Source organism: Candidatus Aquiluna sp. IMCC13023 (genome assembly GCF_000257665.1).
GTDB lineage: Bacteria > Actinomycetota > Actinomycetes > Actinomycetales > Microbacteriaceae > Aquiluna.
Map to the genome: position 1 here is coordinate 178,193 of NZ_AJKR01000002.1, position 21,373 is coordinate 199,565.

The 21,373-nt window shown below is 49.7% G+C and carries 21 protein-coding genes; 13 read left to right on the forward strand and 8 right to left on the reverse strand.

All coding sequences use genetic code 11. The annotated features are described in order from the left end of the window. Positions 1-44: 44 nt before the first annotated feature. Positions 45-200 (forward strand): hypothetical protein, encoded by a 156-nt coding sequence (locus tag IMCC13023_RS07295; protein WP_157775958.1) that lies wholly within the window; start codon positions 45-47, stop codon positions 198-200. A 570-nt stretch (positions 201-770) separates the two neighbouring features. Here the strand turns inward: IMCC13023_RS07295 and IMCC13023_RS01830 are convergent. The 5 genes from IMCC13023_RS01830 to IMCC13023_RS01850 all read right to left on the reverse strand — a co-directional run bounded on the left by IMCC13023_RS01830 (position 771) and on the right by IMCC13023_RS01850 (position 6,168). Next, positions 771-1,382 (reverse strand): ABC transporter ATP-binding protein, encoded by a 612-nt coding sequence (locus tag IMCC13023_RS01830; protein ID WP_157775959.1) that lies wholly within the window; start codon positions 1,380-1,382, stop codon positions 771-773. A gap of 56 nt (positions 1,383-1,438) precedes the next feature. Further along, positions 1,439-2,215 (reverse strand): ABC transporter permease, encoded by a 777-nt coding sequence (locus IMCC13023_RS01835; RefSeq protein ID WP_162097423.1) that lies wholly within the window; start codon positions 2,213-2,215, stop codon positions 1,439-1,441. A gap of 838 nt (positions 2,216-3,053) precedes the next feature. Continuing rightward, complete coding sequence (locus IMCC13023_RS01840) at positions 3,054-4,112, reverse strand: hypothetical protein (protein WP_007540649.1); 1,059 nt, start codon at positions 4,110-4,112, stop codon at positions 3,054-3,056. Further along, the gene (locus IMCC13023_RS01845) at positions 4,109-4,879 is read right to left on the reverse strand and encodes a sulfotransferase family 2 domain-containing protein (protein WP_007540651.1); all 771 of its coding nucleotides are present in this window, start codon (positions 4,877-4,879) and stop codon (positions 4,109-4,111) included. The genes IMCC13023_RS01840 and IMCC13023_RS01845 overlap by 4 nt, the downstream gene beginning before the upstream one ends. After that, positions 4,876-6,168, reverse strand: a complete 1,293-nt coding sequence (locus tag IMCC13023_RS01850) for a glycosyltransferase (protein WP_162097424.1) — start codon at positions 6,166-6,168, stop codon at positions 4,876-4,878. Before IMCC13023_RS01850 ends, IMCC13023_RS01845 begins: the two co-directional genes overlap by 4 nt. A gap of 299 nt (positions 6,169-6,467) precedes the next feature. Between IMCC13023_RS01850 and IMCC13023_RS07300 the strand changes: the two genes are divergently transcribed. The 4 genes from IMCC13023_RS07300 to IMCC13023_RS07305 are packed head-to-tail and all read left to right on the forward strand — an operon-like array spanning position 6,468 to position 9,651. Next, positions 6,468-7,298 carry a sulfotransferase family 2 domain-containing protein gene (locus IMCC13023_RS07300; protein ID WP_050816706.1) on the forward strand — a complete coding sequence of 277 codons (831 nt, stop codon included), beginning with the start codon at positions 6,468-6,470 and terminating at the stop codon, positions 7,296-7,298. A gap of 11 nt (positions 7,299-7,309) precedes the next feature. Continuing rightward, the gene (locus IMCC13023_RS01860; protein WP_007540655.1) at positions 7,310-8,290 is read left to right on the forward strand and encodes a hypothetical protein; all 981 of its coding nucleotides are present in this window, start codon (positions 7,310-7,312) and stop codon (positions 8,288-8,290) included. Further along, positions 8,287-9,144, forward strand: coding sequence for a sulfotransferase (locus tag IMCC13023_RS01865; protein WP_007540656.1), 858 nt, complete (start codon positions 8,287-8,289; stop codon positions 9,142-9,144). The genes IMCC13023_RS01860 and IMCC13023_RS01865 overlap by 4 nt, the downstream gene beginning before the upstream one ends. Before the next feature lie 6 nt (positions 9,145-9,150). Continuing rightward, the gene (locus IMCC13023_RS07305; protein ID WP_157775962.1) at positions 9,151-9,651 is read left to right on the forward strand and encodes a hypothetical protein; all 501 of its coding nucleotides are present in this window, start codon (positions 9,151-9,153) and stop codon (positions 9,649-9,651) included. Here IMCC13023_RS07305 and IMCC13023_RS01875 read toward each other — a convergent pair. Further along, positions 9,641-10,402 (reverse strand): sulfite exporter TauE/SafE family protein, encoded by a 762-nt coding sequence (locus tag IMCC13023_RS01875; RefSeq protein WP_040324809.1) that lies wholly within the window; start codon positions 10,400-10,402, stop codon positions 9,641-9,643. The two genes, IMCC13023_RS07305 and IMCC13023_RS01875, sit on opposite strands and share 11 nt — an antisense overlap. Before the next feature lie 79 nt (positions 10,403-10,481). Between IMCC13023_RS01875 and cysD the strand changes: the two genes are divergently transcribed. The 7 genes from cysD to IMCC13023_RS01910 all read left to right on the forward strand — a co-directional run bounded on the left by cysD (position 10,482) and on the right by IMCC13023_RS01910 (position 17,778). Then, complete coding sequence (cysD, locus tag IMCC13023_RS01880; protein ID WP_249859685.1) at positions 10,482-11,894, forward strand: sulfate adenylyltransferase subunit CysD; 1,413 nt, start codon at positions 10,482-10,484, stop codon at positions 11,892-11,894. After that, positions 11,894-13,663: an adenylyl-sulfate kinase gene (cysC, locus tag IMCC13023_RS01885; protein ID WP_007540661.1), complete on the forward strand. Its 1,770-nt coding sequence runs from the start codon at positions 11,894-11,896 to the stop codon at positions 13,661-13,663. Before cysD ends, cysC begins: the two co-directional genes overlap by 1 nt. Positions 13,664-13,768: 105 nt before the next feature. Continuing rightward, on the forward strand, positions 13,769-14,155 hold the full coding sequence (locus tag IMCC13023_RS01890; RefSeq protein WP_040324811.1) for a hypothetical protein: 387 nt from the start codon (positions 13,769-13,771) through the stop codon (positions 14,153-14,155). A gap of 33 nt (positions 14,156-14,188) precedes the next feature. Beyond that, on the forward strand, positions 14,189-14,743 hold the full coding sequence (locus tag IMCC13023_RS01895; protein WP_007540663.1) for a hypothetical protein: 555 nt from the start codon (positions 14,189-14,191) through the stop codon (positions 14,741-14,743). Positions 14,744-15,025: 282 nt separating this feature from the next. Further along, positions 15,026-15,604 (forward strand): class I SAM-dependent methyltransferase, encoded by a 579-nt coding sequence (locus IMCC13023_RS01900; protein WP_040324814.1) that lies wholly within the window; start codon positions 15,026-15,028, stop codon positions 15,602-15,604. Positions 15,605-15,929: 325 nt separating this feature from the next. Beyond that, entirely contained in the window at positions 15,930-16,589 is a 660-nt protein-coding gene (locus IMCC13023_RS07355; RefSeq protein WP_193353053.1) for a hypothetical protein, read from the forward strand. Positions 16,590-16,659: 70 nt separating this feature from the next. Further along, positions 16,660-17,778, forward strand: a complete 1,119-nt coding sequence (locus IMCC13023_RS01910) for a coiled-coil domain-containing protein (RefSeq protein ID WP_007540666.1) — start codon at positions 16,660-16,662, stop codon at positions 17,776-17,778. On the opposite strand, the gene IMCC13023_RS01915 is transcribed toward IMCC13023_RS01910, so the two are convergent. After that, positions 17,775-19,190 carry a phytoene desaturase family protein gene (locus IMCC13023_RS01915; protein WP_007540667.1) on the reverse strand — a complete coding sequence of 472 codons (1,416 nt, stop codon included), beginning with the start codon at positions 19,188-19,190 and terminating at the stop codon, positions 17,775-17,777. The genes IMCC13023_RS01910 and IMCC13023_RS01915 overlap by 4 nt on opposite strands. 11 nt (positions 19,191-19,201) lie before the next feature. After that, positions 19,202-20,044: a UbiA family prenyltransferase gene (locus tag IMCC13023_RS01920; RefSeq protein ID WP_007540668.1), complete on the reverse strand. Its 843-nt coding sequence runs from the start codon at positions 20,042-20,044 to the stop codon at positions 19,202-19,204. 120 nt (positions 20,045-20,164) lie between these two features. On the opposite strand from IMCC13023_RS01920, the gene rlmN reads away from it, so the two are divergent. Continuing rightward, a complete protein-coding gene (gene rlmN / locus IMCC13023_RS01925; RefSeq protein WP_007540669.1) occupies positions 20,165-21,337 on the forward strand; it encodes a dual-specificity RNA methyltransferase RlmN in 1,173 nt (390 codons plus the stop codon). Positions 21,338-21,373: the final 36 nt, after the last annotated feature.

The window sequence follows — 21,373 nt, forward strand, 5'->3', positions numbered from 1 at the left end:
TCGGGTATTGGTTGCTTTATGCAAAGAGCTATGAAGGCAAGAGAATGAGCGCAATCGTTGCTGGTAAGTGGATCCACGTTGACTCACTTGCATCTGACTTCGAGCGTGTAGTTCGCTACACCGTAGCTGGATACGACATTGTTACCACCATCGGCATTGATGGTGTGAAGGTGGAGACATTCGAGTTAAGCACCAAGTAGTCATTACTACTTAGTAGCTCAATAACCACTAACCCCGGGCCTTCGGGGCTGGGGTTAGTCATTTAAGGTCAGTCCTCTGGCTAGCTAACGCACGGTTCTATAAAGATTCCCGCTTCGCGGAGTAAAGAGAGAAACCGTCCGGGGTCTACTTACTTGAGGATGCCCCGTCCCTGACATTTTTAGCTAGAAAGAATTTTTTAAAGAATCCGGATTCCTAGTTGACTACGTTTGCGTATTTCGGTCTAAAGCAGGTCTGAAGAATAATAACTTCGTGGTTTGAAGAAATTACACTTAGGCCCTGGGTTTGACCCAGCGTGAATGAGGACACGTGCCCAACGTTCTGACTCAAACTTTGGCGCAGTCCTCTCTGACTAAGTTGGGATCTGGTGCAATTCTCCACGCCAGGCACTGAATGACCTCACCAAACCGGAGCATAGGTGTTTTAACCACGGGTAAGTAAGGACTTTACAGAACTGTTCAAGCTTCTCTCTGGCTGTAACCTCCGGCCTGGTCATTCTCGATCGCAGTCGGCCTGCTGTCATTTCTGCTTTTCTTGACAAGAGTGCTCCTTCATCGATTATTTTCGAAATATTCATCCAAACTCGCGACTTCCCTGGCGCCACCGCCCTCCATTAGCAGGAATCTGTTGCAGGAATCCTCAAGGAGCCTCTTGGAATGGGAGGCGAGTACCAGTATTTTTGCACCGTTTACGAAGGATGAAAGCCTTTGTTTTGCAAGAGTCTCGAAATCTTGGTCTCCGACACCAAGCCACTCGTCCATTACCAGAATTTCTGGAGGAACTGCAGTGGCGAGACAAAACAGGAGCTTCATTCTCATGCCGGAGTTGTAGGAGTCGATTGGCTCATCGATAAATGCGGATAGCCCGCCAAATTCAATTGCATCCTGAAGCGTGGCCATTGCCAGCGCTTTCGGGCGACCCATTAGCCTGCTTCGAAACAGGATATATTCGCGACCAGTCGACCTGCCGTTTAGGTGCGACCCAAGATCCAACAGCGAACTGATCTCTCCGGTCACGTCTCGACCGCCTCGAGTAGGCGGATAAACGCCTGAGATCAGCCTCAGCAAGGTGGTCTTACCTGATCCATTTAGGCCTAAAATTCCTAGACGATCCCCCTGGCTGAGAGTCAAATTTATATTTTGCAGCGCTATTACAGGCTCCACATTGCGCCTCAGTTTTCGAGGAAACTCCACCCATGCATTTGTTAGCTCTAAAGATGTCATACCCAATAAACCAATTTGTCGCGAACTTTAGCCATGACTAATGCCCCCACGCCGACGGCAACAATCGCCCCAAGAACTGCGAGCGAATAGTTAAGGACCGTGGGGACCTCAGACATAAGGGGCAGCCTAATTATCTGTAAGTAGTGATAGAGAGGGTTTAGCCCGATTATGAGGTTTGCTCCCTCAGTCTTTATGCTGTCAGGCTGCCAAACAATTGGTAGAACAAAGAACATTGCTGACATAAGAGAGGATATAAGTTGCCCGAAGTCTTTACGCTTGCTAACAAGGGGTCCCAAAATCATACCTAGCCCAGTTAGGAAAACTCCAGAAATCAGGAGGCCCGGAACAACCAAGAGCAATGCAAAAGTCACGGGCACTTTATAGACGAGCATAACTACCAACACAACCACGAGGTTCTGAAGGAAAATTAGTAATTGCTTGGTCACTACCCTGACTACGAAGCTCTCGAGAATGATGGGAATCGAGAGCATGAGGCGCTTTGAATTGTCAAACGCCATGGCGCCGTTGTTTATGCTGGAAGAGATCATGAGCCAGCTTGCCCATCCCGTTGCTAGCCAAGGGAGGTAATCATCTTGACGCGTATTTAGGACTATTGCGAACACATAGCCGATCAAGATGACCCTTATTGCTAGCGTAATTGTTGGCCATAATGGGCCGAGAATACTCCCAATACCTATGAGCTTGTAATCCCGCGAGCCCAATATCCAGCCCTGCCTAAGGACAGGAACGAATTTCATCCTACTAAAAGGCACGAGGGCTCCATTTCCCGCAGGCACTCGCCCAGCTTGAGAATCAAATCGAGTGAGATTCGACTGCAAAAAACTCATACCCTCCGGAGTTTCGCAATACCACCGGTGTTTAAATCCCTCTTAATCTTACCAAGGAGTGAAGTCAGCTCTCCAAATATTTTCGGCGCAGTGGTCCAGATTTGCCTTCGGACGCCCATGTCCTATTTAATTCCGCCGGCCTTGGTCGATAGTTGAATCGAATAACCTAACTTCGGTGCGGGCCATTCGATATCCCAGGAGTTAGTAAGTCTAGGTCGGCGAAATTTCATGATTTTGCCCATGAACTTTGAGTGCCGAGAAATGAGTTCTGTGTCAATAGTCATACGCTCCATCGGTTGCAAATCATAGCGCTGGGGCCGGGTTCACGCGACCAAAGAGCCCAAGTGTCCAGTGATGGTGTGGACCGTAGGCGCGGACCGCCGTTTGTCAGTAGGTCAATATCTCAAGTTGATTTGTGTGATTACTGCATACCCGTCGTAGTCTTAATCTAGTATTTCCAATACAGCAAATTCATTGATTGCAAACTTGTGCTTCCTGTAGCCAGAGTCGAAGTTTTTGGAATTCCGGTCCAAAGCAATGTTCTACCCCCTTCAGCCTTGCCCGAGACTAGATGCGGTGAGAAGTTTTTGCGGCTTCGCGTGACAGACAGAGACAAGCAAATACTCGAATACTCATTCGACGCAATAGCCCAGTTTCGTAAGTGCGAGTCTGGGCTATTTTGCATGAGAGAGAAGAGAAGAGCTTGTAGTGGTTCCGGTACCAGACCCATGCACCTGGGCAGACGCTGAAAAGTTTGTTACCTTTAGCTCAATCTTTCAATTGCCCTTATCACCAATCTGACAACTGGCTCTGGTACACGTGCGACCAATCTCCTCGCTAATCTCAACAGATTTTCTTCTGGTGTAGAAAAATCGCCAACTTCTTGCTTTTTTAAACCCCTATTCACCTGGAGAGCTTGGCCGAGAGCGACCCGTGAACCGTACCCTAATTGGCTAGTTGTGGAAGGGAGTTTATAGTAGTGGCCCGCACGAGCGGAGCCTCCGGTAGGCCTGTCATCTACGGCCCTAATTCTTCGATCAGCGAAGAAAAATACTTTCTCCAAGTCATCATTGCGAAGCGCATGGCCCTGATGTAGCACTCTGACTTCGGACTTGGAGCAGTTTTTCCATAGCGTGTAGGCGTCTGCAGGCAGCACTTCCACATCTCCGTCCTCTCCGTACGAAAGGTCGAATCCAGACACTGTCGTCATTACAAGTCCTGAGAAGACCAGAGCTTTGTAGTTTTCGGGGTCCGGACAGGCAAGTGCCCTTGCCGGCAGAGAGCCGTTGAAATAATGGCGTCCTGCTAGATGCGCTCGCCTGACAAGACTGAGCCCGCCCAAGAAATCAGCACTGGTAGCAGCGAAGGGTCCGGACTTCAGCCAAAGTGGGCGGGTGGTCTCAATCGGAGCCACCGCAACATTCTTGTCAGGGTCTCGATATAGCTCCTTAAACGCTCCGCTTTCCACTAAACCATCAAGGTCCACGCATAACCCACCAACCTCGGATAGCCCCTTATCTTCTTCTAGCATCGCCGCTGCCGCATAAAGTCCACTTATTGAAACTGTGTTTGCAGGCGGAATCACCAGCACGTAGTCAGTATCGAGTTCAACGAGATTGTCTAGTTTTTTATCTCTTGAACGAATACTGACTCCTTCCCATTCAGGTCCCAGAAGGTGAGATTCACGCACCATGAAATCGGGCGCGAGAACTACGATTTCTATGTTTGGAAGACCACACAATCGGATCGAGGAAACTAAATTTCGTGATGCCTCGACGGTGTTGGAAATTGCCAAGACAGAAATTGATGGCTTGGACATCATGATTGGTATCCAAAAAATTCAAAGTCAGCAGAAAATCTCGCTTCGATTCTGGCTTTCAAGTCGCCTGAAAGAGCCAAGGATTCTTCAGAAGCTTTCGCGGAGTTAACTCGATAACCATCAGGCACTTCAAGCTGCGGTTTGCCAACCAATTCGCTCAAATCCGACAGGAAAGAGTCCAGCTGTTCTAATTTTCCGACCAGGCTGTACTCTACGTCTTCCGTTGCTGCAAAATAAACTTGAGGAGAGTAGTGCTGGTCTAGCTCCCAGGAAGGGGTTGAGACCACGTACTCCGCGAGTTCCTGAAATGAAATCCCTTTTGAAACCGCTTCGACAGGGTCCGCAGCGCAGCTCCCAAGTTTCCATCCGAGAATTTGCTGCCGAATTGCGACCCAGCCTCCGGAGTAGTCAGAGTTATAACTTTCGAGGTTGTGCACTTTTACTCTCGATCTATAGGCGGATTCAAGTCGCAAAATCGGGTTTCTTCCGATGACAACCTTAGGGATTGATGGGTCAGAAAAAATCGCTGAAATTTCTCTCAAATTCGATGTGCGTGCGTTCAGAGAGTCTCTCTTCCTGGGCACATGCGGATTTGTGGTTGGGGGCTGGAATTCCTTTCCTTGATCTAGGCAGGACATGTAATGTTTCAAAAAGCTGCTGCCATTTTTTCGTATGAAGCAGACTGCAACTCCCAGATTCTTGAAGTAGGCGTAGTCTGAGGTCGGGGTCGGGTCCATAGCAATGCGATTTAAGATATTTTCAAACCTCATGATTCGCCGCCTGAAGGCTTTGAGTCAAAAATTATCTTTCTATCTCTGTAGCGCAGAACAGCGTGCCTGCCATCGACTGCCCTCGAACGGATTCGTTCACCATGGATCTCGAAAGAACTAAGCTCAAGATCGTCAAAGAAGTAGAACCAAAACTCGGAACGCATTCTAAGCTTCCGGAATCGACTGTCCTGCACTCGCACGTTCCTGACCTTCAACGCGTTGGTTCGGGCCACCCGTCCAATCTTCATTGAGCTCAGTCTGAGGTAAAAGTCCAGATGCTCGGACTCTATCTTGAGGCGTTCGGACCATGAAGCACCGCGGCCAAAAACCAACTCTCGCCTAAACAGGGCAAAATTATCCACTACGTCGCAATCCTCGAAATAGGTGCTTGGATTAGAATAAATTTTCCTCCTTGGCCCATCCTCAAGCCTGAGCAAGCGTACATTTGGACGACCGGAGAGCATTTTCAAAGCGTACCCTTGAGACCTCTCCCTGTTTCTGGGAGTATTCCAGCTAGGTACATCCAGTAAATTACCCCCGAGTACGGCAATGTCTTGGTTTTGGTCCAAAATTTGCAAAGCCGCGGATAGTCGGCAGCGTTCGTCAATTTGAAAGTCGTCATCCATTAGGAAAACCAATTCTCTTTGGCAGTTCGCTACGCCTAAGTTTCTTGAGGCAGAGAGGCCGGCATCCCAATCCGTGTGAATTACAGTCGCATTGAATCGATGACCCAGCAATGACCACCGCAGGGTTCTTGGCCCCTGGACGACAACGGTAACTCCAATTTCATTCCCCAACACTGACCTGATGGATTTGAGCAACTCTCGAACAGACCGATACCGGTGAGTTGTAACTGCTACAACCTCTACATCTGAAAGTGATAATGGTTTGGTCGCAGTTGGTCCATAGCCATTCTGCGGTGTCGTGATTGCTGAGAGCTCACGAAGCATTGCACCCGCAGGGGTCGTTGATTTCGATAGGTAATCGAACGGAGAAACCAAAGACCCTATTTCGACCAAATCCCAGTCAACGCTCAAAATGTCACCGGGAACTGGTTGATAAGTTGTCAAGTCGAAAGTGTCGCTGGCTCGGAAAACCCAGGAATGGTCACTTTTACTTGGCCCATTAGAGCCTGAGGTGCTAAGAACTATTCGGCGGAGCGGGCCTTGATGACTCGCTTCACGATTGGAATTGGTTGCTTTAGTCCTGACTGCCGAAGCGTTTATCACAAACCCAACCGACTCATCAAGGGTGTCAGACCATAGTTCAGCAAGGGACAAATCGCCCAATGCTCCCAAGTGTTTTATCAAGTGAGCCAGTGGGAGATGTTTAGTGTGCAGGCCGACAACTAGACGCTTATCGCTCGCATGGCTTGCATCTTCCATAGCTTTGTAAATGTCGTTCGGAATTGGCTCCTCTGGGTCGCGTTCACCGTCCGGAGAAACCCTAGTTGGCAGGAGGCTAAAGAATGAAACCGACTTCGACTGGGATCCTGTGGAGAGCCACCGAACCTGTAGGGTTTTAGCAGCAGCGCGTCTCAATGACTGATTGTAAATGCGCCCCCCCTGGGAAAAGAAAGTACTTTGTTATGTGGGCACTTAGGACCGTTGCCACGAGTATACCAATACACAGGTTGGCTTTAGAAATTTTCGTCAGCCCAAAAGTACTCTCGACCTCACTCAAACAACTAGCTTTTGAGATTGATTTCGATCAAGAGTTCGAACCCTCATTGTTTCCAAATTCGAAGATTGTCCACATTCACGACCTATATCCCACAAAATCTTTTCCTGGTGTGCCCCGCACTGCTACATATTCAACAAGTGGATTCGTGCCCGATCTGGTTGACCGAATGGCGCAGTTATACCGAAACCAGGTCATCAGAAAAAATGAAAAGAAGTTAGCACAATGGTCGGGGGCAAACCAGTGGAGAAAGGTTCCGAGAGCTCAATATTTGAAAATTGGCTTCGTGAGGGATCCGCTCGAGCGCCTGGCATCGGTATACCGAAACCGGGTCATCAGAAAACACGACAAAGAGTTAGCTCAATGGTCGATGGTGTCTCAGCTTGGAATCGATCCAAACCCTAGCTTCGAGCACTTTGTTGAGAACCTGACTGCTTACCAAAAGGCCCTGCCCACGATTATGCACCACAGTGCTCCTCAAATTACTTACTTGGGATTGGGGGCACAATTCTATGATCACCTGTACTTGGACAAGGAGAGTCAAGACTTCGAACTTTACCTGACTAAATTGCTCGGACGACCGACCACTCTTACCCGCTCACAGACAAGTGACCGGAACATTCCATTAGGTATTAACTCGAAAGTTATCGAGAGGGTTCGCGAGATTTACAGACTGGACTATGAAGTGTTCGGCGAGGTCCTGAGCCGCAAAACCCATCAAACTCCTCCCAATAGGTGAATAAGTCGGCCATGAGACTAATACTGCACATAGGCAAAGCTAAGACTGGCACCACGAGTCTCCAAAGCTTCCTCTACTCGAACAGGAGTCACTTAGAGGCTCAGGGGTTCAGGCTGCTGGATTCGGCAGGTTCGCCTAATAACGTGGGACTGGCAGTTGTCTTTTCAACGGCAGGGCCTTCGGCCGCTAGTTACTGGCACCGGGAAAGGGGCATTAGGAGCGAAGCAGAGAAACGCAAATTCCTCCAAGAGACACGCTTTATGGAAGAAATTATCAGGGAAATAAGAGCCAGCCCGGCGCATTGTCACACACTTATCTTGACATCGGAACAGCTTTGGGAGCGCCTGCGTGGTGAGGAAATAGAACAATTTGCCCAGTGGTGCCGCATCAATTTCACCGAGTGCCAAGTGGTGTTATACCTGAGGGATCAGGTTGAACTTGCAACATCACGATGGAGCATGCAGGTAAAAGCTGGCAACCATCTATCACTGCGCCGGTCGGTAAGTAAACTTTTGAGCATATCTCCGAGTGCTGACTCTGACCGGCTGAAACAATGGAGTCAATTTTTCGGGAAAATTCCCTCAGTAAATATTTATCGTGGATCCGGCGCCTGGGACGTTAGAAGCCACTTCGCCGAGAAATTTATGCCCAAGGTGGAGGGTCTAGCATTTCCACCGACTTCGGACAACAGGAGCTATGGGAAAGTCTCAATACATATCGTCCGACTCGTGAATGCCCTTTTTCTAGCCTGGACCTGGAAAGCCGAAGGCAAACAACCGTACATAAAAGCAAGAGCAAGGCTTAGATCACGCCTCCTAGCATTTCTGCGCCCCGTCATCGAACTAGACAAGTCGAGGCTAAGACTTTCCAGAAAGAGAGCCTCGATGGTTCGCGAACACTTCCGGGAGGCAAATTCTGAAATGTCTAGGATTTACCTGAATGGGGATCATCTCACGGCGCCACCAGAGCCCCGGAATCTTGAGCAGCGTTGAGACGCCAGTCATTCATTCTGGGCTTGGGCGCCCAAAAAGCAGGATCAACTTGGCTCTTCGAATATCTTTCCACCCACCCTCAGGCGAACATGGGCGGCTGGAAGGAGTTTGGCTTCTGGGACACTCTTTTTCTGGAAGACCAAACCCGGAGGCTTGGTTACCAGGAGCGACTACGTAAGCTCGAAAAAAGCGGCATTCGAAAATTCGAACCAAGCAATAAGGCGATGCGAAAAAACCTGACCACGGCGTTGCGGCTCATGGGGACTCCGGATGAATATTTTCCGCACTTTGCCTCTCTGGCAGAGCAATCGTCTGGCACGGTGCTTGTTGGAGACATCACACCGAGCTATGCACGGCTTAAAGCAAGTCATCTTCAGGTCATAAAGACACGGGTCGAGGACGCAGGCTTCGATTTGAAGCCGGTGTTCATCGTGCGTGAACCGCTATCTCGTCTTAGATCGGCATACGCGATGGAGCTCCGGCGTACTCCCGGATTTGAATCCCCGATGACCTTCGAGGATTTTGCAGTTTCTGAGTCGGCTGCCATAAGGACAAAGTACGAAGACACTGTGACCGCATTGGATTCAATTTTTGCGCCGGGAGGGGTTTACTACGCGGCCTACGAATCATTTTTTACGAAAGATAAACTCAGCGAGCTTTGTTCATTCTTGAAAATTGACTACAAAGAACCCAACTTCGAAAAAAAGATCAATCCCGCCATGCATTTATTTGACGTCAATTCAGCTTTCGAATCGACCATACGCAAGTCCTACGAATCGACTTATGAGTTTTTATACAATCGCTTCCCGGACTGGAACCTTAGGCAGCTCTGGGGTATCGAAAAGGGACCGTGATCACCATTGAGTTACTTGTTACATGGGTCAGGCGAGGAACTTGAAGACACTTCCTTGATTACAGATGAGTCCATATTGAGCCAGGAAAAAAAACTTAGTCATTTGGATTCCGACCCTCTCCCCATAATCGCATTATTTGTGAGTTTTCTCACCGCCAGGCCTGCAGCGATGTCGTTAAATGCCAGAAGGTGTGCCGCTTTGGTTTTGCTTGCCATCATTGTCGTTTCATCGAAGGCCCTGTCTCGCGTACTTAGGATTTCATCCACAGGCTTTACGGACGGGATCGAGGTCCTGCTGGTAGCTGAGTCTTTTCAGGTGGGAAACGAATCTGCAGCTTCTGGAGCCAGGGCCCTAAAAAGAGTAGTTACCCTTCCTGCCATGGAATCTCTTGCGTCTGGCGGAGGGGTGTTTGTGAGAGGCTCTCTCGAAAGTTTGAGTTACACAAAAGCGGACTGGGAAAACCCAGGCTTCATTGCCGCATCTAGCAAGGACTTAATTATCCAATGACCCCAAAGAGCTTGAGTGTCAACCCAGCGGCAGTTAGCACCAAAACCCCACCCAATGTCTTTCTGAGCAGAACAGCGTTTATCTTTTCAGATAGCAAAGAGCCGAAGATCGCACCTGGGACAGAGCCAAGCAGCAACAAAACAAGGAGTCGCCAGTCCAAAAAGCCGGCGATTGAATAGCTTGCCCCTGCCAATAGCGCAATCGGAATCGCATGAACGATATCTGTTGCCACAAGACGTTTTGGATTCTGGTCACCCAAGAGCCTTCTCAGAACGCTCATTCCCAGGGCACCAGCCCCCACCGATGTGGTCGCAACCGCGAATCCTATAAACCCTCCAGATAAAGAGGCCCACCTGGAGCTGATTCCTCCAACAGAGACAACCCCTCTGGATCGAAGCATCGAAATACCCGTGATGAATATCAGACATGCCAACAGGGCCAAAATCAACCAGATCTGCTCTCCAAGAAATGCGACCATGGCGAGGATGCCTAGTAACACCCCGGGAATGCTCCCGGCCCAGAGCTTACGAACGCTGACCCAATCGACGGATCCAGCTTTTCCGTGAACAAAAGCCGCTGAGGTTTTCGTTACGGCCGCAAAAACTAAGTCAGTCGCTACGGCCGTAACTGGGTTTATTCCAAACCCAATCACCAGGACTGGCGTCATGATTGCACCGGCTCCAACGCCTGTTAGTCCGACGAGAACGCCGACAGCAAAGGCCATCGATACGTAACTTATTTCGGCTAACATGTCATGAGTTTGACATAAAATGCGAACTCAAGACACAGATATCAGAAAAAGTTTTCAAAATCTGTTATTCTCGAAAGTTATGCAAACTCAGACATTCCAAGAGGCAGCCAAGGGGCTAATTAATGAGACCCGTTGGTTCTCTGCTTCCGATGTAGCGAGTGAAATGGGTGGGAGTAGCTCCAGGCGCCAGATATTGCGTTCCATGGCGAAGCTACACGGGCCGCTAGTATCTGACATGGCTCAAGTAACCGATGGCCAAGGCCGGGGCCTAAACCCTCTCACGAGAACCCACATGAAGGACTGGCTGGCATCCAAGAGGGTCAAAGCTAGGGTGCTGCAGTTCACTAGCGACAGATCACTTCTGGCACTGACCGACTTTAGCGGCCATGTTCAAATTCGCTCGATTAGTGGCCTCACCGCCGAAGAGGTGAGCCGGGCTCTGACTGAAATATCCGAGCCATTGATGCTCATACCTCATGGTGCTGTGCGCGAATTGTTGCAGGACGTGTCTAAAGTTGGCCATCATGAGATTCTGGATGCCACACACCCTCCGACTGAATTTTCACCTAAAAAACAGGCGCCGCAAAGCGTAGTTTCTGAAAAGCACATAATCGAGCTTGAGCGGGAGAGCATATACATTATCCGGGAGGCAGTCGCGGCCGCCGAAAAGCCAGCAATGCTCTTTTCCATGGGCAAAGACTCCATGGCCATGCTGCGCCTCGCCGAAAAGGCCTTTGCGCCTGAGCCAATTCCTTTCCCGCTGGTAGTGATTGACACCAGATGGAAATTCCAAGAAATGTATGCATTTAGGAGATGGATGGAATCCCGGGAAGATTTGAATTTGATTATTCACATCAACCCTGATGCGATTGCAGCCGATGTCAATCCTTTCGACTCAGGGTCAGCAGTCCACACCGACATAACAAAGACGCAGGCACTGAAGCAGGTTCTGGATGAGCATGGCTTCGACTTTGTTTTTGGCGGCGCTAGGCGAGATGAAGAGAAATCAAGAGCGAAGGAAAGAGTCTTTTCAGTTAGAGACTCAAACCACGGCTGGGATCCAAAAAATCAGAGGCCAGAGCTCTGGGACTTTTACAACACAACTTTGACAAACGGCCAAACGATGCGAGTCTTCCCTTTATCAAATTGGACCGAGATAGACATTTGGAAGTACCTAGAGAACGAGGCAGTTCCTCTCGTGCCGTTGTATTTTTCAAGGCGTCGCCCCTACGTAGTGCGAAACGGTTCGCTGATCATGGTCAATGACGAGCGTTTTCGACTTGAGCCTGGAGAGAAGGTTCGTTTTGACCCCATACGATTCCGCACGCTTGGGTGTTATCCGCTAACAGGAGGCGTTCTTTCTTCGGCACAAAACCTGCCAGAAATTCTTGAGGAGCTCAGCAGCACAAGGGTTAGCGAGCGAAGTTCTAGGGTTATTGATTCCGACCGAGGAGCAAGCATGGAGCAGAAGAAACGAGAAGGTTACTTCTGATGCCAAATGAGATTTTCAAAATCACCTCAGCCGGATCAGTCGATGACGGCAAATCCACGGTTCTTGCGAGGCTACTCCTAGACACTGGCAGTATTTACGATGATCAATACAACAAGAACTTTGATCCAAATAGGATCGCAGACCTCCTTGATGGCCTCGAAAGCGAACTTGAGCAAGGAATCACAATAGATGTTGCCCACAGGTTTTTTGATTCGAAAACAAGAAGATATCAAATAGCTGACTCACCTGGACACGAGCAGTACACCAGAAATATGGCAACGGCTTGCGCCGGAAGCGATGCGCTGCTGTTGGTTGTTGATGCGACGGCAGGCTTAAAGCCTCAAACCAAGCTTCACCTAGACATCGCGCTTCGGCTAGGAATTCGAGATGTCATATTCGCGATCAATAAGATCGATCTTGTTGGGTTTAGCAAGAAAACATTCGATCAAATTGCTAAAAGCATTTCGACCCTTCTTGAAGAGCGTGAGACCACTTTTGGTCCAATAAATCACCAATCAGTTCCCCTGAGCGGGCTCAAGGGGCAGAATGTGGTTCGACCATCAAGCAAGTTGTCTTGGTTCATCGGCCCTACGCTCATGGAGGCCCTAGACGGGATTGAGCGAAGACCAAGGGCCAGCGACAGTGCGAAACTAATCGTTCAATACGTTCAGCGAATTCCAGGCGGTGGACGCCGATACCTTGGCTCACTTCGAGACGGCGTCCTAGAGGTCGGACAAAACCTATTTGTCAATGGTCAGCAAATGCAAGTAGAGCAGCTTCTAAACAATGGCGTCCCATGTGAACGTGCGGAACCTGGTAGCTCAATTTCAGTAGTAATAAATAGAGAACTTGACGTAGCCGTCGGCGATCTACTATCCGCAGAGAATTTTAAAAGCCATGATCAATTTGAGGTTGATCTCATCTGGCTCCACACGGAAAAGGGGGTAAAAGGGCGCAAGTACATACTCAAGTCAGCATCTAGCATTTCAAGCGCTTCGATAACAAAGATCAGCCGAATAGATATAGAGACCAATAAAAAAGATGCACAGTCACCGAGTATTCTGACGAACGAGATTCAGCGCTGCAATCTCTCGCTGACGGGCTCATTGCCGCTGCAGGCTTTCGATACTTACTCAGAATTGGGGCGATTCGTGCTTGTTGAGCCTCAGTCCGGTCAGACCGTGGCCGTAGGGACTGTCAACTATCATCTCAATCGCAGCGAGAACCTTACGGAGCATCAGTTCGCAGTGACCCCTGCCCTGCACGAGCAATTAACCGGAGTCAGTGGGAAAGTGTTCTGGTTCACAGGGCTCTCGGGGTCTGGCAAATCCACCCTTGCTAACAAATTTAGCCAAGAGCTCCATGCCAAGGGTGTCCCACATTTCGTGCTTGACGGCGACAATCTGCGCCTTGGGATCAATAGAGATCTTGGCTTCACCGAGGAGGATAGGTCAGAGAACATTAGAAGAACGGCTGAAATCGCTTCGCTTATGGCGGATGCTGGGCTTGTCGTATCCGTAGCGCTAATCTCCCCCTACCAAAGAGATAGGCAAATGGCCCGTGAGATAATTGGAGCAGGTAGATTCCAGGAGATTTACGTTGCTACTCCTCTTGAGGAGTGCGAGAAAAGAGACCCCAAGGGTCTTTACAAAAAGGCGAGATCCGGGGAAATACCAAACTTCACTGGAGTTTCGAGCCCCTACGAGAGACCTGACGGCAGGGCCATCGAAGTTCTTGATTTCGAGGAATTAGTCAGAAAAATCGGGTAAATTCAGGTACTTAAGATTTCGAAACCACCGATGCATGCTAACTAGGAATCTTCGTCCCACAGCTCTGGTTCAAACCTCGTGGTAGTTCTTATTAGGGAGATGCCAATGCAGAAGTTGATCGTAGCTGTAGCTTTGTTGGGCCTGGTGTTTTTGGGGCTTTCCCCAGCGCAGGCTGATGCTAAATATGTTCCAACCCAAAAGACTCTTACCGACGCTGTCGGTAGAGCAATTCTGTTGAGTGGCATTCAAAAAGCTGAGATCGAGGCAGTTGTCAAAGACAACCCAAACGCCGAGAAGTTCATCTGCACGGGAATACGTCTTGTGGGGACCTCTGACAGGATGAACCTGGTTGTTAGAAAACGAGCCAAAGAAGCCTGCGATTACGCCAAGGAACTAAACCCGAAACTCTCAACCTGGTACCAATCAAAGACAACCAAAGCCAGAAGCTATAACGGCAGGGTGCTGCTGGTCCTGAAGACTCCGGCCAACTAACTAGTTAGCTCTATCTTCGGCTAACCTTTAGGGGTGAAGAAAAGTCTTATACCCCTTGCTCTAGTTGCAGGTTTCTCTTTGGCTGTTGGCCTTGCTGGCTGCGCTCCAGCGGAGGTTGCTTCAAGCACTGCACCTGAAGTAACAGCCTCCGCTACTACGCCAGAGACAGCTGTCGAGGCGAATGTCTTAGATGCTGTTGAAGCAAGCTATCAACTTTGGCTTTCTCAAGGCATGACCGAGGAGGTTACCTCCTCGGGTGACCGCTACATCCTGACCTATCAGCCAGGTGGCGATTTTGTGGCAGCACTTTATAACTTAGAGCTTGAAGACGTGATCCCTATCGAGCAGCCAGAGCTCTTTACTGTCTATAGCGCTTGGATGATGCTCAAGGATGATGCGACTGTGATTGTTGAGGGCGACAACCAGTTGACGCTCACAAACGAAGGCTACGGCGACTTCACGGTATTTATTGAAAACGGGATTATCATCTCCGGCGAGGCCGTAAATGGGTCCTGGACTGGAGTGTTTAGGTATGAGCCGGATCTTCCAACCTTAGGAATACTTGAACAGTCTCTGAACGCCGAATAAATGCGGTAAACCCCACTAAAACACTGCCGCCAAAAAAAGATTGGGCTATTGTTTTGATGACTCCGCATCTACCTTACGCACCTCTAGATTGCAGAAAGAGAACCCCTACTAGTGCCAGTCTCAAGCAAATCTTTCGAAACGCAGAAGCAACTAACCTTCAGCTACCCACAGATTTATAAATATTATTTTGACCTCGCGCAGATTTTCTCCAGACGAGGGCTGCGTATTCTGAAGACCGATTCACACAATGAATCGAGGATATTTCCCCATAGCATCCCACTAATGCCTGTTCTCAGCCAAGGAAACTTTGCCCGGTCCATTGAAATTGATGACAACATCTTGGATTTGGCGAAACGGAATTTTCCAATCCTCGATTTTGTTTCTGGAGATATTCGAACACTGAGCGATGACCAGGCATTCGATGCAGTTTTGGATTTTTCCACAATTGATCATGTTCAGAGAACTGAGCTCATGTCAGTTTTGGGGAACTATAAGCGCTCTGCTAACTTCGTCTCGATAATAGTTTGGATCTCGGACACACGTTCAGACCGCAAGGCGCAAAGCTACTTTCCTAAAAGTTATTTTGAGAATTCTCTCAGTCAGTTTTTTGGATCCGACTACATCAGCACTCTACTTTTTAGCGATAGGGACGCGCAACTGTTCCACTATCTTGCAGGCACTGGCCCAGCTGCTGAATTGATTGACGAGATTCTGGAACTCGGCGCAGTTTCGCTACTAGTCAATAAAGAGGCCAAGTTTCTCTGGTCGATACAGACAAGTCAACCAGTGAGGTGGGCTCTAAGGTTAGGGAGTTTGAGGCGATTGGCAGGACGTCTGTACTACAGGTGGCTAGCCCGTTAGGATTTTGTAATCTTGCAGCCCGATTTTTCTGCTTGGCGTTTGGGTGGTGCGTGTGAGGCCCTCCAGTGCATGAAAGTCCAAAAGGGGCCTGACAATCGACAAAACAGGGCTGGAGCTACAACTGGAGATCCTCTACGGGTATGGCTCTTGGGGATTGTCTCGGGTGAAAAGCATGTTAAATTCGCCTGTCAATGCGGTAAACCCCACTAAAACACTGCCGCCAAAAAAAGGGGTGAGCTACACTAACCAAACAGGAAGCTAATCAAACTTGCGGCATCCGAGCAGAGATGTTCGGACATCCGAACTAATCCAAAGGTAGATGCGAATGCTTAAGTGGCGAAGAGGCAAGACTGTCTCTAAGGGCTCTGCGGCATCACCCGAGCTTGATTTTAGGGATCCAGACGCTGAGAAATTTGCGGTCAGCCTAAATGTTTGGCGCAAGAGCCTAGAAGCAAGAAGATCTCAAGACACCAAGCTTGATCAGAATGACCTCACATTTATGGCTCCCGAGGCTTTGGCTGAACTAAAAGATGTAGAAACAGCGCGCCGCAAGGCCACTGCAGCCAAGAAGCGAGCTGCAACCCTGAAGGCCAAAGCCAAGCAAGTCACTATTGGCGAAAAGCCAGCGGCAAAAAAGCCCGCCGCCTCGAAGAAGCCTGCTGCCAAGCCGGCTGCAAAGAAAGCTGCCCCCAAGGTAGTGGCAAAGAAGCCAGCTGCCAAGCCGACAGTGACTACTGCCTCAAAGAAGCCTGCGGCTAAGAAAGCTGCCCCCAAGCCCGTTGCGAAGAAGCCTGTTGCAAAGAAACCAACTGCTGTGAAAGCCCCAGCCAAGAAGCCGGCAGCGACCAAGGCGGCAGTGAAGAAGACGGCAACTAAGACCGCCTCGAAGAAGGCTCCTGCAAAACCAGTTGCTAAAAAAGTAACCACTGCAGTCAAGAAACCGGCAGCAAAGCCGAAGGCTGGCACCAAGACAAACAAGGTCTAACTACAAACCAACCGTTGTTTGATGACTATTTCTGGGGTAACCTGAATAAATGAGTGAAGTTAGCAAATAAATGACCGAGCAAACAAAAAAAGTTTTCGGTACGGCCATCAGCGGGTATAACCGTGCTGAGGTCGATCGCCACGTTGCCTGGCTGCAGAAGAATCTAGCTGAGATTGAGCAATACAACTCAATGGCCATGCGGGAGCAGAACGCCCTTCGCGAGCGGATCGTTGAACTAGAAGAGTCCGCGAAGCTCAATCGCTCACCTGGTTATGCCCAGGTTGGAGCTCAGTTTGAGCAGACTCTAAGACTTGCCGAGTCAGAAGCTGCGAAGCTTGTGAATGATGCGGCTAAAGAATCAGTAAAGCTTCGCGAGACTGCCAAGGCCGAAGTTGAGCGCATGAAGTTCGAGGTCGAGGACGAAGTTGAAAAAGCGATCTCTGCTGCGAAACGTCAGGCGAAGTCGGTCGTTTCTAGTGCTAATAAGGAATCAAGAGAGACTCTTGATGCAGCCGAAGATGAGATGCAGCGTGTTGAATCAGAGCGCGCAAGGCTATCTAAAGAGGCAAATGTAATTCGCTCTGACGCCGACAACTATGTTTCGAAGGTCAAGGCTGAACTTCAAAGCGAAGTTGAGCGTATTCAGAACGAGAACTCGAGAGTCCTAAAGCGCAATGCTGAAATCGAATCTGAGATTTCAGAGAAGATCGATGTCGGCGAGAAGCAGTCACTGGAGATTTTCCGTAAGGTTCAGTCCGAGGCTGAGCAGATGCGCGATGAGGCTGAGCGCGAGCTTGCCGCAGCAACCCAAGAGGCGAGCTCTTTGGTTGAGAACGCTGAAGAGACTTTGGATAATGCAAGGCGTGAGGCTGACCGCATGGCTTCAGAGTCTCAAGGCATGGCACTTGCTCTGATTTCCGATGCCCGTGCTCGAGCAGAAGCTATTGCGATGAAGTCGTTGGACATTGCCCGTGAGGCAATCGCCGAGGCTGAATACAGGTTGTCTAAGTTGCCTCAGCAGGCAAATGCCATCGAAGCCTTCCTTGAGGAAACAGCCAGGCTGATTACCCCTGAGCAAGAGGTGATTATTGCAAGGCGCAAGTCTTTGAATGAATCACTTAGTAAGCCATTGGAGGCAGACCTAGTTCAGGACGCAGAGTCGGTTGACGCTGAAGAGGAAAAAAACTAGTCCTTTTTTAGTAGCGGAGCTATTGAATTCATAGCACCGCCCAAGACGGCCGGTATTCCTCCGCCTGGGTGCACAGAAGCTCCAACTCGGTATAGCCAAGGCCTAAGAGGGTTCATATATTGCGGGTTATGAAATGGACCTGATTGCCAAACCGGTTTCGTCGCTCCGTAGAGAGCTCCGCCTGGTGCCCCCCAGCTACCGAAGTATGCAGGGTCTAGAACAATGTGATCCTCAAATAAATCGGTGATGGGTTTTTTCAGGCCGAGCTTGTTGGAGATTCGAGTAATCTCCTGTTTCACCCAAGGGTGCTGAATGTCGTAATTTCCGCCATCAGCTGGCGCCGTTAGGAGAACTGCAACAGTCGGTTTGTTATTCGGGTAGATCTCTTGGGCTTTGTAATAGTTCACAAAGGCCATGGTTTGGTTTGGCAGTCGGTTACCTTCAAGCTTTTTATAAAGATCATTCGGGTCATCCGGCATCACAACCGAGTGGGTGACCGTGTTTTTGGGTAGCGGCTTTGCTAAAACTCCGTAGATCGCTATTCCAGAGCAGGACCGCATTCTTGCGGGGAGCGCAGGCTTCCCAGTCATCAGAGACTTGAATACCTGCGGGTCCAAGGACGAAACTATGTAGTCGGCCGTAAAAAAGCCGTTTTTGGTTTCGACGGATCGTTTCTTGATGCTGGTTATTTCCTCGTTGAAATTGATTGTTACTCCGGCCGCTGTTGCCAACTTGCCGAGCGATTGGGCAATCTCGTTGACGCCACCCACTGGAACCCGAATGCCATCGGTTGCCATTACCGCGGTCATAGAGGCGTAAAGCGCGAGGGTTTTAGAAGGAGCGATTCCGGCATTCAGGGTGTGGATGGCGATGATGTCTTTGAGGTCCTGAGGTAACCACTTGAGGGCATTTAGATACCAGCTGGTGGTGAGCCTGATTCCGTAGCGCTTTTGGATCTTCGCAAGCGATGGAAGCGCCTTGGGGTCCAGCGGCAACTTTGTTAGCAGCTGGGTGATTGGTTCGGTTAGCGGAGCGTGTTCTTTTTCAAAGCGCTGCCAAGGCTCAAACCACTTGTGATCGGGCTTCACAGGAAGGTCAGTTATTTCATCTTTGTAGTAATACCTGCCAAGTTCGTTGAGTTTTACAAACTCTAGGTCTGCAATCTCGCGGGCAGTTTTTGATTGCTTCTGCCCGAGCTGGTCATAGCTTTCTAAAAGCTTGTCCCAGACTCCGGTGAAGGTTACAAGAGCAGGGCCGGTGTCCATGATTTGGCCGGCGACGGTGACTCTTCTTGATTTGCCACCTAGCCAGTCGTGGCGCTCGAGAACGGTAACTTCGTGGCCAGCGCGCGCCAAAAGCGCGGCACTTGCAAGGCCGGAGAGCCCTGCTCCTAGAACGATTACTTTGCTCATGGGTTCCTTCTTTACGGGTAGATACCTAGTACCAGACCGGTTACCAACTGAACTCCGGCAACGGCTCCCGCAATGTAAGGAAAGGCGATCGAGTACTTATAAAGATCGTGTGCTTTTTCAGGCGATGGTGTTTTGAAGATTCCGTAGACCAAAAGGCCTGCGATTGCAGCATTCACAATTGCAACTGGAATGTTAACAAGCGCAAACAGCACCGTTGAAATTCCCCACCAGAAGGTTGCCCAGATGGCTGTGTTTTTAGGTCCAAGATGGACGGCGGTGGTGATGATGCCGGTATCAGAGTCCTGGGGGATGTCTTGAATCGCGTCATAGGCGTGCTTGGCAATTGACCAAGCCATTAGTCCAGTAACAGCCAACCAAAGCGGCGCTACGCCCAGAGCCAGTGGCACAAAGGCCAGCGGGAAGGCGTAGTCGGTGTTCGATAGCGCATCTAGATACTTCCTGGCCTTGAACCTGAGAGGAGGAGCAGAGTAGAAAGTGAAGAACAGTGCGTAGGTAAGCATCCAGAGGGTTGCCGCTAGCGGCAAGGTCAGGGCGAAGTAGGCAAGAAAGGGAACATTGGTGACAATCACCGCTATCCAGATTGGCTTGACTTCATTCGGGAAGATGTGAGCACCTTCATAACCGCCCTTACGTGCGTTTATGTTGTCGGTTTCCTGGTCAAAGATATCGTTGATCCCGTAGATCAGGATGTTCATCGGGAAGGTGACCCAAATCAAGATTGGGACGATTTCCCAGGTCCACAAAAAGCCCGCCAACCACATTCCAGTGATGGTGGTTCCTATGGTGTTTACCCATAGAACCGGACGAGAAATCTCAATTAGCCGCTTCAGCATTATAAAAGCCTAGACGGGAGGAGGGCATTTAGTTTCAGGTCTCCAAAGAAAAACAAAGATTCCGACAACTAAGCACCGTGGCCGCATGGCATCTAGACTTGACAGCGTCTAAGGAGTCCAATGTCTAACCGTCAGGTGAAGCCAAAAACCGAGGGCTGGACTCAGAAAAAAGATGAATCCGGCAAGCCGTTATTGCAGTTTGCAGAACCCAAGCGCGGCAAGCCCCCGCTTCATCTAGCGGACATCGAACCAGGTGAACGAGCAGCCAGAGTCAAAGAGCTAGGCATTGAATCTTTTAGGGCGAAGCAACTTGCCACCCACTACTTTGATCACTACACCTCTGACCCTGAGAAGATGACCGATCTTCCAAAAACTGGCCGGGAAGAGCTGGTTGGCAAAGTGCTGCCCACCATGCTCACCGAAGTCAAGAGACTGCAAACCGATGACGGTAAGACGGTCAAATTCTTGTGGCGCTTATTTGACGGCGCACTGGTTGAATCGGTTCTCATGCGCTACACAAACCGCATCACACTTTGCGTTTCTTCACAGGCTGGTTGTGGCATGAACTGTCCGTTCTGCGCAACCGGGCAAGCGGGACTGGTTCGCAACATGTCGGCCGGTGAGATTGTTGATCAGATTGTCCGTGCCAACGAGCTAATTGCGGCAGGCGGCTTAGGGAAGCGCAAGCACGACGACGAGCGGGTAAATAACATCGTTTTTATGGGCATGGGTGAGCCTCTTGCAAATTACTCAAAGGTCATGAGCGCTATTAGGACCATGGTTGAACCGCAACCAAATGGCCTTGGAATGAGTGCTAGAAACATAACTGTGTCAACCGTTGGCCTAGTTCCTGGAATCAAGAAACTAGCCGAAGAAGATCTGCCTTTGACTTTCGCACTGTCCCTGCACGCTCCAGATGATCAACTGCGAGATGATCTGATTCCGGTGAATTCAAAGTGGAAGGTGGATGAGGCCCTAGATGCTGCCAGAAGCTACTTTGAGAAAACCGGTAGAAGAGTTTCGATCGAATACGCGCTCATAAAAGACATGAACGATCACGGTTGGCGAGCAGAGCTGCTTGCTCAAAAGCTGAATGACCGTGGCAAAGGCTGGGTTCACGTGAACCCAATTCCACTGAACCCAACACCGGGTTCGGTATGGACAGCTTCAACTCCGGAACAGACCGACATCTTTGTTTCTGCCCTTGAGAAAAATGGAATCCCAACCACCCTGCGCGATACCCGCGGCAAGGAAATCGATGGGGCTTGCGGTCAGCTCGCTGCCGTCGATTGATCGGCCCTATTCTCCCAGCTAGACCGCTTAGGCTAT